This is a genomic window from Wolbachia endosymbiont (group B) of Pammene fasciana, assembly GCF_947251495.1.
In the GTDB taxonomy this organism is placed as follows: domain Bacteria; phylum Pseudomonadota; class Alphaproteobacteria; order Rickettsiales; family Anaplasmataceae; genus Wolbachia.
On sequence record NZ_OX366360.1, the window covers coordinates 496,803 to 511,777 of the forward strand.

Annotated in this window: 12 protein-coding genes; 6 read left to right on the forward strand and 6 right to left on the reverse strand. The window is 32.3% G+C overall.

What is annotated here, in order from left to right; genetic code table 11:
* Positions 1 to 3: 3 nt before the first annotated feature.
* The 4 genes from OPR29_RS02215 to OPR29_RS02230 form a co-directional block, all read right to left on the reverse strand.
* On the reverse strand, positions 4 to 354 hold the full coding sequence (locus tag OPR29_RS02215; protein WP_006015187.1) for a ribosome-binding factor A: 351 nt from the start codon (positions 352 to 354) through the stop codon (positions 4 to 6).
* Between the two features lie 2 nt (positions 355 to 356).
* Positions 357 to 2,684, reverse strand: coding sequence for a translation initiation factor IF-2 (infB, locus tag OPR29_RS02220; RefSeq protein ID WP_265025381.1), 2,328 nt, complete (start codon positions 2,682 to 2,684; stop codon positions 357 to 359).
* A gap of 7 nt (positions 2,685 to 2,691) precedes the next feature.
* Entirely contained in the window at positions 2,692 to 4,245 is a 1,554-nt protein-coding gene (gene nusA / locus OPR29_RS02225; protein WP_149168891.1) for a transcription termination factor NusA, read from the reverse strand.
* A gap of 87 nt (positions 4,246 to 4,332) precedes the next feature.
* On the reverse strand, positions 4,333 to 7,407 hold the full coding sequence (locus OPR29_RS02230; RefSeq protein WP_265025382.1) for an efflux RND transporter permease subunit: 3,075 nt from the start codon (positions 7,405 to 7,407) through the stop codon (positions 4,333 to 4,335).
* A gap of 161 nt (positions 7,408 to 7,568) precedes the next feature.
* On the opposite strand from OPR29_RS02230, the gene OPR29_RS02235 reads away from it, so the two are divergent.
* On the forward strand, positions 7,569 to 8,219 hold the full coding sequence (locus tag OPR29_RS02235; protein ID WP_007302791.1) for a hypothetical protein: 651 nt from the start codon (positions 7,569 to 7,571) through the stop codon (positions 8,217 to 8,219).
* A gap of 3 nt (positions 8,220 to 8,222) precedes the next feature.
* Here the strand turns inward: OPR29_RS02235 and OPR29_RS02240 are convergent, their stop codons facing one another.
* Positions 8,223 to 8,960 carry a type I glutamate--ammonia ligase gene (locus OPR29_RS02240; RefSeq protein ID WP_007302792.1) on the reverse strand — a complete coding sequence of 246 codons (738 nt, stop codon included), beginning with the start codon at positions 8,958 to 8,960 and terminating at the stop codon, positions 8,223 to 8,225.
* Between the two features lie 325 nt (positions 8,961 to 9,285).
* On the opposite strand from OPR29_RS02240, the gene dnaA reads away from it, so the two are divergent.
* Complete coding sequence (gene dnaA / locus OPR29_RS02245; RefSeq protein ID WP_213863681.1) at positions 9,286 to 10,668, forward strand: chromosomal replication initiator protein DnaA; 1,383 nt, start codon at positions 9,286 to 9,288, stop codon at positions 10,666 to 10,668.
* A gap of 157 nt (positions 10,669 to 10,825) precedes the next feature.
* Positions 10,826 to 11,701, forward strand: coding sequence for a protein translocase subunit SecF (secF, locus tag OPR29_RS02250; RefSeq protein ID WP_007302794.1), 876 nt, complete (start codon positions 10,826 to 10,828; stop codon positions 11,699 to 11,701).
* A 5-nt stretch (positions 11,702 to 11,706) separates the two neighbouring features.
* Here secF and OPR29_RS02255 read toward each other — a convergent pair whose 3' ends face one another.
* Positions 11,707 to 12,231: a TIGR02281 family clan AA aspartic protease gene (locus tag OPR29_RS02255; protein ID WP_265025383.1), complete on the reverse strand. Its 525-nt coding sequence runs from the start codon at positions 12,229 to 12,231 to the stop codon at positions 11,707 to 11,709.
* Positions 12,232 to 12,344: 113 nt separating this feature from the next.
* On the opposite strand from OPR29_RS02255, the gene yidC reads away from it, so the two are divergent.
* The 3 genes from yidC to nusB are packed head-to-tail and all read left to right on the forward strand — an operon-like array spanning position 12,345 to position 14,942.
* Positions 12,345 to 14,054: a membrane protein insertase YidC gene (gene yidC, locus OPR29_RS02260; RefSeq protein WP_019236304.1), complete on the forward strand. Its 1,710-nt coding sequence runs from the start codon at positions 12,345 to 12,347 to the stop codon at positions 14,052 to 14,054.
* Positions 14,032 to 14,460: a 6,7-dimethyl-8-ribityllumazine synthase gene (locus tag OPR29_RS02265; protein ID WP_052264871.1), complete on the forward strand. Its 429-nt coding sequence runs from the start codon at positions 14,032 to 14,034 to the stop codon at positions 14,458 to 14,460. Before yidC ends, OPR29_RS02265 begins: the two co-directional genes overlap by 23 nt.
* Positions 14,460 to 14,942 carry a transcription antitermination factor NusB gene (gene nusB / locus OPR29_RS02270; protein WP_265025384.1) on the forward strand — a complete coding sequence of 161 codons (483 nt, stop codon included), beginning with the start codon at positions 14,460 to 14,462 and terminating at the stop codon, positions 14,940 to 14,942. Before OPR29_RS02265 ends, nusB begins: the two co-directional genes overlap by 1 nt.
* The last annotated feature ends 33 nt before the right edge of the window (positions 14,943 to 14,975 follow it).

Genomic DNA, 14,975 nt, shown 5'->3' on the forward strand with positions numbered 1-14,975 from the left:
TAATTAAGTGTGATTATGTAATATTTTGCTTACATTGACAAAATTATCGAATGCTAAATCAGGCTTAAAAACTAACTCAGGTATAAATCGCAAATCAACATAACACAATATAGATTTACGTATTGACCATGCAGATTGGTTCATTTCATTAACAACAGTGCTGATATCATCATTATCATTTTGGATGTTTAATGAAGATAACACAATATATACATCTGCTTTCTTCAAATCTTTGCTTAGCTTTACATCAGATACTACTACTTTTTCATTAAGAACATTACCTTCCATTAAGACTTTTGATATTGCCCTATGTAATACCGATGCTACTTTTAGGTTTCTAATTTCCTTTTTCATATTCAACTACTATAACGTCTTTCTTCTTGCACTAATTGATAAGCTTCCAAAATGTCTCCAACTTTAATATCGATATTACCCTCTAGCGATATTCCGCATTCAAAATTTACACCCACTTCTTTAACGTCATCTTTAAATCTACGTAGTGCTTTTAACTTTCCTTCATGCACCAATTTGCTGCCACGTACTACCTTAATTAGAGAATCTTTTTTTATAACTCCATCAGTGACATAACATCCGATGATATTACCGGCTTTGGATGAATTAAATATTTGCCTTACAGATGCAGAACCAACACGAACCTCTCGTGTAACAGGCTTTAACATTTTAGTTAGATACATCCTCATGTCTTCAATAAGCTCATATATTATATTGTAAGTATGTATTTCTATACCTTTTTGTTTTGCTAATTCTCTGATTTTTGAATCCACTTTTACATTAAAAGCTAAAATTACTGCGCTTGATGCTTCTGCAAGCAGCACATCTGAATCTGTTACTCCTCCTACTGCTTTGTGTAGAATATTTAATTTCACTTGATCTTTACCAAGCTTATCAATTGAGCTTGATATTGCTTCAATAGAACCAGTGACATCGCACTTTAAAACTACAGATAGTTCTTCTGTTTCACTATCATTACGACTGAATATATCTAAATTACTGTCGTCTAAATCTTCTTGCTTTTTCTTGATTAATTCTAACCTGTATTCAACAATTTCACGAGCCTGCCTTTCAGAGTTTACAACAACAAATTTATCTCCAGCATTTGGTACACCATTTAAACCAGTAACTTCAACTGGAGTAGAAGGTAGTGACGCTTTTTCTCTTTGACCAAGGTGATTAACCATACTGCGTACTTTGCTGTATGTTGTACCAACTATCAATATGTCACCAATCTTTAATGTTCCTTCTTCAACTATTAATGTAGCTGATATTCCTTTAGCTTTATCTATTTTGGACTCTATTACCCATCCAAGTGCTCGACAATCCTCTATTCCTTCTAGCGTCATTAATTCAGCAATTAATAAAATTGCCTCTTCTAGTTTATCTAAGTTGATTTTCTTTTTTGCTGATACTGGCACAATTATAACATCACCACCAAGTTCTTCGGGGATGAGGTCATACTGAGGCAAACTATTAATTATTCTTTCTACATCGCCAGGTTGTGATTTATCAATTTTATTAATGGCAACTATAATAGAGACATTTGCTGCTTTTGCATGGTTTATTGCTTCAACTGTTTGTTTCATGATTCCATCATCAGCTGCAACTACTATCACAACTATATTAGTAATATTGGCACCACGTGCACGCATTGCAGTAAATGCCTCATGCCCTGGTGTATCAATGAAAGTAATTTTTTGCTTATTTTTTGTCGTTAATTGATAAGCACCTATATGTTGAGTGATGCCACCTGACTCTCTTTCTGCAACATTGGATTCACGAAATGCATCAAGCAATGATGTTTTACCATGATCCACATGTCCCATAAAAGTAACGATAGGTGGTTTTGGTCTTTTAGGTAAGTTTTCTCTGTTGCTTATGAAGAGTAAATTCTTTTCTTTATCAGCATCACTTACTCGTTTAGCCGTATGACTAAATTTTTTTGCTATTTCGCATGCTATATCTGGATCTACTAGATCATCTACTCTATAGCTCTCCCCAACTTCTTCTTTGAGCATTTTTAGCACATTCTTGCTATCTTCTGCCATACGAATAGATAACTCCCTGATAGTTATTTTGTCTGGTATAATAACTTCTCTTGATATATTTTTACCCTTAGTAAACTTTGATTGTTTACTTCTTATACCAAATTTTTGCTTAAATACAGGGAGGTATTCATTTCTTTCATCTATTGCCTGTGTAATTACTAGCTTAGAATGCTTAGAGTATATATCTTTGCTAGCTTTAAAAGACTTTTTATCATTGTTCTCATATTCAATACTATCTTCTTTTTGTTCAACTGAGTTAGTATTACTTAAAACTTCCTTATTTATTTCTTTAGGTACAGAGTGTGATTCATTTTTATCTTCAACTTCTTGATTGCTTTCTTCTTTTTTTATTTTCTCTTCTTGTTCTCTCTGATTCCTTTCTTTCAGCAAAGTAGCATTCTGTACAGCATTAATGCGGGAAATTTGTTCTTTTTTAGTTAAAGAGCCTAATTTACTCTCGTCAAATAAACTATATTCTTCTGCAGAATGAATTTTTCTTCTTTTTTTTACTATTGTAGTACCAGTACTTTGACTATCTAAAGAGTTTAAATTAATGTCTAATTTAAGCTTGCTTAAGCCTTGTAGGGTTAATTTTTTATTACTGATATCTTCATTATTCATATTGTTTTTATATTAATCCAAGCTTTTTACGTGCTTCTATGATTATTAAATCTGCTGTATCTTTTAGATTGTCTTTATTATTAGTTGAGGAAGAGAGTATGCTACAAAACTCATAATTTGATAAATCTGCTATGTCCTCTAAAGTTTTAATATTATGTTTACTAAGAGCAATTTTATTATCTATTGATAAGGCTAAGTTGATTACATCGTCTTCCATACCTAAATTTTTTAGCTCTTCTATTTTTCTATCATTCTCTGCTTTCAGGTAATTATTTGCTCTATTATGAAGTTCATTTGCAATATCTTCATTGAAGCCCTCTATTGAAGCAAGTTCCTTAATTGAAGTGTTAGATATATCTTCTACACTTGAAAAACCTTCTGTTACCAATAATTGGCCCATAATCTCTTCTAAGTTTAAAGCTTCAGCAAATAAAACTGAACATTGACTAAATTCTTTATTTCTTCTTTCTGATTCTTGCTGAGTGCTTAATATCTCAATTTTCCATCCAACAAGCTCTGAAGCTAATCTTACATTCTGACCCTTTTTTCCTATAGCTAAACTCAATTGATCTTCAGCAACTATTAACTCTATACAATTTTCATTTTCGTCAATAATGACCTTTGATACTTCTGCAGGAGTAATGGCTTTAATAACAAATTGACCCAAATCTGATGAGTAATGTATGACGTCGATTTTTTCACCGTTTAATTCGTGTATAATAGTTTTTATTCTATCTCCTTTAACTCCAACGCAAGCACCTACTGGATCGATATTCCTATCAGATGAAAAAACAGCAATTTTAGATCTTGAACCAGCGTCTCTAGCTATACCTTTAATTGTTATCAATCCGTCAGCAATTTCTGGTACTTCTTGATTCAACAATGCTTCTAAAAAGCCTTCATGAGTCCTAGAAAGAATGATTTGACGTCCATCGTCAGAGCGCTTAACAGCCTGTATGTAAGCTTTAACCTTATCGCCTTCACGAAATGACTCACCACCAATTAAGTTTCGTAAAGGGAGGTATGCTCCAATTCCATTTATGTCTATAATAAGATCTGAATATTCTACTTGTTTAACGATGCCATACCTCATTTCTCCTACCTTATCTTTAAATTCCTCATATTGCTTTTTTAACTCTTCATTTTTGATTATTTCAGAAATCTTTTGCTGGGCAATTCTTGCTGAAACAAGATCAGTGTTAAGAGAAATCAACTCACTAATAGTATCTCCAACTTTTGCATCTTCTTTTATTAACTTAGCTTGTGTCAACTTAATTAAGTCACACTCATTTTCATTTGATTCATCATTAATGACTTTTAGTTGTCTATATGAGGTAACTTTGCCTGTGTTTCTATCTATATTAACTACAATTTTACTTTTGCTACCATACTTTTGTTGAGCTACTGCTTCGATAGCACTTTTAAGTGCATTTATTATAATATTAAAATCCAAACCTTTTTGAAGTGAGAGCTCTCCCGCTGTTTTTATTACATCAAGGCTTCCAACTATGTTATTCTTGTTGCCTTTCTGATTAACACTGCTTTTACGATTAGCAATCATATAAATAAATCCAATTTAATTAGTTATAATTATAGCTTCAACAGGTAAAGAACGCTATCTTAAATGTTAAATGATTGCTAATTTAAGTCAAGTTTTTTCATGTCTTTGTATGATAAGCAATGCCGGAGTAAAGAATAAAGTTAAGACCGTTGCAGCTAATATTCCACTTGCTATGGTTGCTGAAATATCAACCCACCACTGGCTTGATGGAGCATCATATGTGATTTGTAGCGTAAAAAAACTGATATTTAACCTAGTAATCATCGGTATTAAACCAAGAACTGTAGTTGCAACGGTAAGTAGTATTGGCCTGATGCGAGAAATTGAAGCGTTTATTATACATTGCTTAATGTTATTTTTGCGCACCTTAATTTGCTGATGAAAGGCATCAAGCAATAGTATATTATTATTCACTATAATTCCTGCTAAAGCAATTATCCCCACTCCACACATGACAACTACAAAAACTTTCTGAATAAGAAAGAAAATGAAAAATACACATGTTGTTGATAAAAACACTGCTGTCATTACGATAAATGTATAGTATATGTTGTTAAACTGTGCCACTAGCACCAATATCATCAATGTAATTGCTAATATAAAAGCCTTTAATAAAAATGCTCCTGATTTTTGTTGATCTTCCTTATCACCTTTGAAATCAATCTTTACTCCTTTACTACAGTCTTGAGTAATCGAATTTTGAATGAACTTAACTCTTTCATCAACAAGATAGCCAGTATCAACGTCAGCAGAGATTGTTACTGTGCGTGATCCATCAATCCTACTTAGTTTATTTGCCTTTTTTTCGGGAACGTATTTCACTATGCTACTCATAGAATATGGTCCATTTACTGTATTAATAAAAAGGTTATCTATAGTTTTCATGTTGCGATTCTTTCTGGGAAAGCGTAGTACAATATCAATTTCTTCATCTGCGTTATTTGGTCTATATTTTCCAATTAATACTCCATTTGTAACCATCTTTATAAAATCACCGATAGTTGCAACACTTACTCCAGAGCTTGTAGCCTTACTCTTATCAATACTCATATTCCACTCTATTTCAGGTGCTGATCTACTATCTTGAATATTTATAAATCCAGATGAAGGTTGGTCCATAATTTTTAGGATTTTCTCTGCTACTGAATTCAAGTTGGATGCACTTCCGCTTAAGTTAATTTGTATTGGCTTGTCAGCTGATGGTCCTGACTTTTGTTCCTGTACATCAATTATTACTCCTTTTATGTTTTGTACACTACTCCTTATATCATTTAGTATTTGCGTAGCTTTGCGCCTGCAGCGCCAATCTACAAGTTCCAATTGAATTTTGGCAATAACGTTGTCTGAAAATTTTCCTGATCGAGCATAAAAAACATAAATTTCCTTTTCAACACCCAAAATACGTTCTTCTACTTTCTTAAGTATCAAATCTCGTTCTTTGGCTGATAAGCTTTCTTTTACTTTAACGCTGATTAAAATGTTATCTGAATCTACATTCGGAAAGAACTTTAATCCAGGACCAAAAGTAAAATATAATATACTAGACAAAAATAAAACAAACACAACAACACATACAAATTTTTTGGGGCGATCTAAGACTTTCTCTAACATACGTACATAAGTTCTTATTATAAGCCCAGTATTTTTTACCTCACCACTTTCTATAGCACTCATTCTTATTATTTCTTTTTTTGAAGTTATTGAAGGTTTACCAAATATTGCACCAAGTGTTGGTATAAAAACCAAAGCCATAATTAGCGATCCAGTTAAAGTTAGAATTATTGTAATTGGTATGTACTGCATAAATTTACCGACTGTATCGGGCCAGAGTAACAGAGGGAAAAACACTGCTAATTTAGTCAATGTTGATGATAAAACTGGATAGAACATATCATGAACTGAGGTGCAAAAGGCTTCTACTTTATCCATGCCACAAATCATCTTTCTATCAGCATATTCGCTGATTACAATTGCATCATCAACCAGCATGCCAACTGCCATAATTAAACTGAAGAGCACAACTATATTTAGAGTAATACCCATGAGGTAAAGAGCCATTATTCCTATTAGAAAGGAGCCAGGTATTGATAGTGCAACAAGAATAGCAGCCCTTGTTCCCATAAAGAGCATTATTATGGTTAATATTAGTAATACGGCAAATATTATACCATTTTCCAAGTCGTCAAGCACATCACGTACATTTTTTGACTGGTCATTCAAATAAACTACTTTTAAATTTTCAGGTAATTGATCTTTTGCTTTGTCCATTAAGTATTTTACTTGATTTACCGTGTCTATTATGTTTTTTCCATTACGTTTTGAAATTTCTAGTACAATGCTAGGTAGTCCATTAATACGAGCAAATCCTTGGTGATCTTCAAACTCAAGGTATACTTTTGCTATATCTTTGATTCTCAAAACTGCATCACTTTGAGATCTAATAGGAATATTCATAATATCTTCTATGTCTTTTAATAACCCTGATATTTTAATCGAATATTTACCGGTATCGTTTTCTAGTGATCCGGCTCCTACCAATCTGTTGTTCTTTGATATAGCTTGAAATATCTCATTTGATTGAATGTTATATTTTGTTAGAACTGTGGGCTCAATTATAACTTCCACTGTTTCTTTACGCATACCTGCTACTTCAACTTTAAGAACATTTGGCAGAGATTCTATTTCTTTCTTTAGTTTGCGTGCTATTTCAGTTAAAGTTCTTTCCGGCAAATTACCAATCAAGCCAACGTTTAGTATCGGAAATAAGCTCAAGTTTATTTCATTGATTATTGGAGATTCTGCTTCAATAGGTAATTTTGATTTTATGTTTAAAAGCTTTGAACGGACATTATCGAGCACTTCTTTATTATCATACTCTGTTCTAAATTCGAGTATCATGTGAGCACCATCATTAGTTGCAAAAGCTCTCAATTCTTTTACACCTTCGATGGATCTTAGTTCATTTTCTATAGGAAGCACTAATAGCTTTTCACTATCCTCGACAGAAATACCAGGAAACCCGACAAATACACTAATTATAGGAATCTGTATATCAGGATTGCTTTCTCTTGGCATCTTTATATAAGTGTATGAGCCGAAGGTAAAAATCACGATAAGCAATAATATTACTGTTCTATTCCTCTCTACAAGTAAGCTTTTCATGCCAAACATTATACGTATTTATATCATATTATAGCTAAGATAAATTATATATTAATTAATCCTCATATAGCTTTATGTAAATGATTAAAATTTTTACAGTTTTGCAAGCGTAAGAAAATTTCTATATAATATGACTTTAGTATGGTATTTGAGGGATTATTATGGTAGCAGTTTTAAGTGTGATAGAAGGCAAGAATAAAGCGATCGTATCTGGGTTGGTTGGTGTTTCATCAACTTTAGTATTTTTAACAATGATTCACATTGCTGCAAAGATAGCCATTATAGTTACTGCTGCTGCAGTTACTTACGCATTACTTTCATTGCTTAATAAAGCAAGACCTAAGTCTGTTAAAACTGATGATATGTCAGAAGATGAAGGGTATAGCAGTGTTGATGAAGGTGAAGAAAAAGATACCGTAAAAGAACCAAAAAGAACTGAAACTGAGCTAGAAGAAGAATTAAAAAATAAAAGAGCAGAAGAAGAAATGAAAAATGGACTACCTAAACATATGGATTTCAAAGGTAATTCACTTTCTAAAAGTGCTGATACTACAGATAGTCATTTCGTTTCTAGTGCTACAAATATTGTTATGGAACCTTTACCTAAACACATGGATGCACTTGGTAATCCACTTCCTGAGCAGCCACCGAGCAACCTTACCAATATAGGGCTTGGATCATCTAAAAGTACGCAGAAACTATCTGCTGCAGACTTGCTATTACAGTATGGGAATGTAAATAATGATGTGAGGAAAGTGCTAGAATGGCCAATTACCTCAAAGGAGTTTAATGGGTTAGGGTTTAACAGGTAGTTGCTATATCAAACTCTCCATCTTATATTGAGGATCAGATGCAATGCCATACACTCTATTTGGCGGAGCAATTTTGTTCTCTATACCAAAAACTATACCTTCAATTATTGCTGTGAGTACTTTTTCAAGGTTACAATCTGCTCCAGGAACACGGTGCTCTAGGCGGCATCTTTTGGAATCGTTGCCAAAATAGGGAATTCTTATCGCAGCAGTTCTGTTATTCACTCCCCAACTAATCGTAGTTGGAGTATGAATATCTGGGTACTGAAATCTTAAATATGAATCATCATTTGGAGCAAAAAACAACATATGTTTTTTCATCATTGCACATAATCCACCTATGCTGTGAATCAGGTGGTCACTATATTTTTGCTTATTGCCATAAAATAAGTTATTATTATTTGAATCCATGAGGCTAACATGTACATTTAGTGCGCTGCCTGCTCTATCCAAATAAGGTTTTGCTTTAAAAGAAACATTACCATCGAACTCTTGTGCTGTTCCAATCAGTAATTTTTTTACTAACTCAAAATGCATAATTAAATTATCAGGACTCGTATAACAATCACTTTTTATCTCGTATTGGTTTAAAGAACTCTCTTTCTCACAAAAAAATCCAAGAGAAGCTATTTTATTTTTGATGCTATTCAGAAATAAATATTCTTTTTTTATTCCCTCAGTGTAAAACTCCAGTTCAATACCGAATACAGTATTATGACTCAAATTACTTAATATAATCACAAATTTACTTCAATAAATTTATACTAAATCAGCTATATTTATACAAGTACTTTACTTATTTATCAGTAAATTTAATATCTTATTTATACATAATATATTACTATTTTTTAATAACATACTTCTAATCCTCGGTACAAGCGACATTTACAAATTGATTGTTTTTATTTCAAAAAAATGATCAATTTTAGTGCTTTTATACTCTTTACAACTCGTCAAAAAATCCTCATAATTTTAGATATGTATTAAGTAGTTTAGCTTTTTATCTTACAGTAAGCTATTGATTATCTTGCATCTTTCTGATTATTGTTCTTTCTTGGTGTGGTATATGAACTTAACTAACCCTAAGGTTTTTACTATGTTTTTTGATCAGATTATTACAGTAACGGACCACAATGTTACTTGGGAAAAAATCCAAAATTATCTCCATAATCTCTATGGAGAAGCAACATATAACAGCTGGCTGAGTTCACTAAGATTTATCAGCAACAGAAATGGGGAAGTTTTGTTGTCTGTACCAACAAGATTTATAAAGGAGTGGATTACAGTTCACTACATGGAAAAAATATTGTCATTATGGCAAAGCGAAGATCAAAGTGTATGTTCTATTGATATTCAATTAATTGAAGAAAGAAATTCAAATTCTAATACGATACTAAAAAATAGAGAGGAAAATAATCATAATCTTGGTTCACCACTAGATACCAGATTCACTTTTGATAATTTTGTGGTAGGAAAGTCAAATGAGTTAGCATTTACAGCGGCAAAGCGTGTAGCGGAATCTATAGATCCAATATCAGGAAGCAACCCTTTATTTCTATATGGTGGAGTGGGACTTGGTAAAACACATTTAATGCATGCTATAGCTTGGGACATAGTTAATTCTCCGTCAGCAAAAAGAAAAGTGGTATATTTATCAGCAGAGAAATTTATGTATCAATATATTACGGCGCTGCGGAGCAAAGATATTATGTTATTTAAAGAGCAATTTAGATCAGTAGATGTATTGATGGTAGATGATGTGCAATTTATCAGTGGTAAAGATAGTACACAAGAAGAATTTTTTCACACTTTCAATGCATTGATAGACCAAAATAAACAATTGGTTATATCAGCTGATAGGTCTCCTAGTGATCTTGATGGAGTAGAAGAAAGAATAAAATCACGACTTGGTTGGGGATTAGTTGCAGATATTAATGAAACAACTTTTGAATTAAGACTTGGTATATTGCAGGCGAAAGTGGAACGAATGAATATGTATGTTCCAAAGGATGTCCTAGAATTTTTGGCAAGGAATATAAAATCCAATATAAGAGAACTAGAAGGAGCATTAAATAAGGTTGCTCATACCTCTTTAATTGGAAGAAGCATGACAGTAGAATCAGCTAGTGAGACCCTAATTGATCTTCTTAGGTCAAATCATAGGTCAATCACAATAGAAGAAATACAGAAAAAAATAGCTGAATTTTTCAATATAAAGATTGCAGATATGCAATCTAATAGAAGGCTCCGCAGTCTTGCGAGGCCGAGACAAATAGCTATGTATTTCGCAAAGAAGTTTACGCAAAAAAGTTTACCAGATATTGGAAGAAATTTTGGTGGTAGAGATCATGCTACTGTTATACACGCAGTCAAACAAGTGGAAAATTTCATAAGAACTGACCCAAAATTTGCTGATGAAATCAATCGATTAAAAAAGATGTTTAAGTAGCACTTTATTAATGACAACCAGGCTGTTTTCATTTTTTTGATCAAATATCTTTTTCAAGTAGATTAAGTAAATCAAAGATCATTATTAGTATAAGCTAAGAGAAAATAGCTAGTCGATTGCTTAAAAAGTATATAAAATCACAATTTAAGTAGGAAATATGGCAATTAGACTTATTCCAGATAATCTTGATATAAGATTTAGTAAATATAGAAATTTGACAGCACTTGTTAGCGTTATTCTTATCATTTTTTCAATGCTTACTTTTATGCTGCGTGGAATGAATTTGGGTATAGACTTTACAGGTGGAATTTTGATAGAGATAAAATCTTCAAGCAAGGATGATGCTATTCTCGGTATATTAAAAGAGAGTGGATTTACGATACAGAGTTCAAAAGCTGGTGATAACTTAGTTGTGCGGTTTAAAGATGAGGGAGATGAAGATAAAATTAAAAAGGTTAAAAGTATATTAGAAAGCAAATTAGGTAATTTAGTAACTTATCGTAAAATAGATTATGTTGGTCCACAAATAGGCTCAACGCAGATATTTGAAGGGATATCAGCCATGTTAATTGCAATTATTGGAATATTTTTTTATGTTTGGCTTAGATTTAGCTGGCAGTGTGGACTTGGTGGAATAATGGCACTGATCCATGATGTGATTTTAACTCTTGGCTTTATCAGCTTAACGAGTATTGAGTTTAATATTTCATCAGTTGCAGCTCTACTTACCGTGATTGGCTATTCAATCAATAATTCAGTGGTTATATACGATCGGATTCGAGAGTATAAAAAAAATAGAAAAGATGTAGAAATGGATGAAATAGTTGATGCTAGCATTAATTCTACACTATTTCGTACTATGTTAACTTCAGGTACTACTCTTCTTGCTGCTCTTCCTTTAGTGCTGATTTGTACAGGTGTGGTCAGAGACTTCTGCTTAATCATTTCTTTTGGCATTGCAATCGGCACCTGTTCCGCAATATTTATCTCTGCTCCTATATTGACCTGCAGAGCGTTGATAAGTAGAGTATAGAACGTTTAACTACGATATAATATTAGCTTATTATCCCTAATAGTGAAATGAAAATATCTCAAAAAGCTCATACCAAGTAATGAATGGGACATAGAGTGAGTATTAACACTAGCGTGTACATCATTAATTAAAAAATTTCCTATTTTAACTTCAGGGATGTGAACAACACCAGCTTTTATTTGACCTTTTGCAGTTTCATATATTTTAAAGTCTTGAATGTTTTGTAAGTTAATACCAGCATGTAACGCATCTTTTTGCGATAGAACAATATCAGTTGCTCCGGTATCAAGCAAAAACGTTATATTACGATCATTGACTTGAGCTTGAATATAAAAGTGTCCATCGTATGACTTTGTAAATTCAATACTTCCGCCATTTTGAACCCTTCCTTTGTACGGTAGAAAAGTGCTCAGAAACCTATTGCTTAGTTTATCCCCTTGTGAATCAATAAACATTGCAGTAATGACTATTATCAGTAGCCAAATAACTAGATTTTTTGCTGCATTCATATTATTAAAATTTGAAGCCATAAGAGTAAATTTTTAAGATTAGCGTTAAAAGCTATTATTAAAAATAAGTAAATTTTATTGTTTTAGTACAATATTTAATATATACTTTAAGGAGGTATGTTCGATTTAATTTCATGTCAGAAGCAAAAAATTTAATTTTAGCAACAATTCTTTCTATATTGATTATAGTATTATGGCATATTATTTATGATAATTTTCTTAACACGAGCCAAAGCCAACCATCGATTGAAAATATTGAACATATCGAATCTTCTAACGACCTTGCTCCTATGATATACCAAAATCGTTCTGAAATTATTAATTCTACTAGAGAACAGAGAGTTAATTTAACCAATAACATGCTTGAAGGATCAATTTCTCTGAAAGGTGCAAGGTTTGATGACTTAATCTTAACTAACTACCACTTAGAACCGAGTTCTTCTTCTCCACAAGTGGTGTTACTGTCACCTGCAGAATCAAAAGATGTATATTTCGCAGAATTTGGGTGGCTCGATCCGAATGAAAAGATTAAAGTTCCAGATTCTAAAACAGTATGGCAAGCAGATAAACTCAATCAAAAAGAGGTCAATTTATTTTGGGATAATGAAAATGGCATTTTATTTAGAATGAAAATTAGCCTTGACGATAACTACATGTTTAAAGTTGAGCAAATTATTGAAAACAATACAAAAGATAATGTAGTTTTGGTTCCCTATGGTAAAATCAATCGTAAACGTGATAATATTAACGAATCCTATTGGATATCACATGAAGGAGTACTAGGTGCATTTAACAATAAACTAGAGGAGTGGACATATAAGGATATTTCCAAGAAACGTTTAATAAAGGCCAGCACAAGTGAAAAAAGTTGGTTTGGTTTTGCTGATAAATATTGGTTTACAGCTATCATACCTGAAAAATCTGATCAAATAAATGTAAGTATTAAGCATACGAATGTTAATAACATTGATAAGTTTCAAGTAGATTTTGTTAAACCTTACAAACACATACTCCCTGGTGCAAGTGTTTCTACTCTGAACTACTTTTTTGCTGGGGCAAAGAAATTGAATTTACTTGATTCTTATAAAGACACTCTCAATATACCTTTGTTTGATAAGGCTGTAGATTTTGGTGTTCTTTATTTTATAACCAAGCCGGTGTTTTTACTGCTTGAATATTTTAACTTTGTTTTGAAAAATTTTGGCTTAGCAATATTATTGCTAACTTTAGTAATCAAACTTTTGATGCTTCCCTTATCTAATAGATCATATATTTCGATGTTCAAGGTGAAAAGCCTGCAGCCTGAATTAACTCGTATAAAAGAGTTGTACAAAAATGACAGCTTAAAGCAGCACAAAGAGACAATTGCGTTGTTCAAGAGAAACAATGTAAATCCAATGTCGAGCATTTTCCCTATGCTCATACAAATACCAGTATTTTTTGCTCTGTATAAAGTATTATTTGTTACTATAGAGATGAGACACGCCCCTTTTTATTTATGGATTAAGGATCTTTCAGCTTCTGATCCAACAAACATTTTTACATTATTTGGGTTGTTTAATTATAACTTTCCTATTTCTATAGGCATTTTACCTATAATTTTCGGCGCTACCATGATAATTCAGCAGAAGCTAAGTGAGAAAGATCAAACCAGTAAAGATGATATTCAAGTAAATGTTATGAAGTTTTTACCTTACATTTCCGTCTTTATTTTTTCTTCTTTTCCTGCCGGCCTGGTAATATATTGGATATTTAGTAATATTATAACTCTGGTTCAACAATACTTAATAAAGTTCTTCTTAACAAGAAAAGTCGGGATAAATGTCGAAAATACTAATAGTTAATTCAATTTATTATACCGAAATAGCGAACCTTTTGCTTGAAGGTGCAGTCGATAGATTAAAAGAAAGTCATGCAAGCTATGACATAATTGAAGTTCCTGGTGCATTTGAGATACCAGCTACAATTCTCTTTGCAGTAAAAAGCAAGAATGCTAATTATGACGGTTATTTAGCTCTTGGGTGCGTGATTCGCGGTGAAACTGATCATTATAAATACGTTTGTAAAGGAGTAATCGAAGGCTTAAATGAAGTTATTATGCATTATGCAATACCCCTTGGTATGGGCGTAATTACCGCTGACAGCAAAGATAAAGCACTAATTAGAGCTGACAAAAATAAAAAGAACGTTGGTGGCCATGCAGCCTCAACTGTTTTGCATATGATAGATCTACACAATAAATTAAAATAATGGAGGAAAAACCAGTAGATAAAAAGTGGCGCATAAAAAGAAGTACGGCAAGATTTCTTGCTGTACAAATTGCTTATTCAAATATTTTTGTAAGTTACAACAAAAGCACTTTTAAATTGGAAAATTGTGAGCTTAAGGACTACATAAGTACGTTGAAAGATATATTTGAATGTGAAGAATTTGAACATCAGTTCTTAGAAAACTTGTTATGTAAGGTTATAAAAAGCAGTGAAGAATATGATAAAATAATAGAGTCTTATTTACACCCAAGCTGGTCACTTTCACGATTAAATCTTATAAGCTTATCTATTTTGCGTATTGCAGTATGTGAGTTAATTGATTTTGATACACCAGCACCAATTGTTATTAATGAATATACTAACATTGCATCTGATTTACTTGATAAACCAAGCGAAATTGGTTTTATTAATGGGTTATTGGATAAGGCAAAAGATGCAGTTAAATTAAATAAAAATCCTTAGTAACTTCTCGTAAGGTATTCGTTCAGTAGGGTG

Excerpts from the sequence above, each read along its gene's own strand:
- OPR29_RS02230 (WP_265025382.1), bottom strand. The coding sequence starts at position 7,407 with ATGAAAAGCTTACTTGTAGAGAGGAATAGAACAGTAATATTATTGCTT.
- dnaA (WP_213863681.1), top strand. The coding sequence starts at position 9,286 with ATGAACTTAACTAACCCTAAGGTTTTTACTATGTTTTTTGATCAGATT.
- infB (WP_265025381.1), bottom strand. The coding sequence starts at position 2,684 with ATGAATAATGAAGATATCAGTAATAAAAAATTAACCCTACAAGGCTTA.
- secF (WP_007302794.1), top strand. The coding sequence starts at position 10,826 with ATGGCAATTAGACTTATTCCAGATAATCTTGATATAAGATTTAGTAAA.
- nusA (WP_149168891.1), bottom strand. The coding sequence starts at position 4,245 with ATGATTGCTAATCGTAAAAGCAGTGTTAATCAGAAAGGCAACAAGAAT.
- nusB (WP_265025384.1), top strand. The coding sequence starts at position 14,460 with ATGGAGGAAAAACCAGTAGATAAAAAGTGGCGCATAAAAAGAAGTACG.
- yidC (WP_019236304.1), top strand. The coding sequence starts at position 12,345 with ATGTCAGAAGCAAAAAATTTAATTTTAGCAACAATTCTTTCTATATTG.
- OPR29_RS02235 (WP_007302791.1), top strand. The coding sequence starts at position 7,569 with ATGGTAGCAGTTTTAAGTGTGATAGAAGGCAAGAATAAAGCGATCGTA.
- OPR29_RS02255 (WP_265025383.1), bottom strand. The coding sequence starts at position 12,231 with ATGGCTTCAAATTTTAATAATATGAATGCAGCAAAAAATCTAGTTATT.
- OPR29_RS02215 (WP_006015187.1), bottom strand. The coding sequence starts at position 354 with ATGAAAAAGGAAATTAGAAACCTAAAAGTAGCATCGGTATTACATAGG.
- OPR29_RS02265 (WP_052264871.1), top strand. The coding sequence starts at position 14,032 with ATGTCGAAAATACTAATAGTTAATTCAATTTATTATACCGAAATAGCG.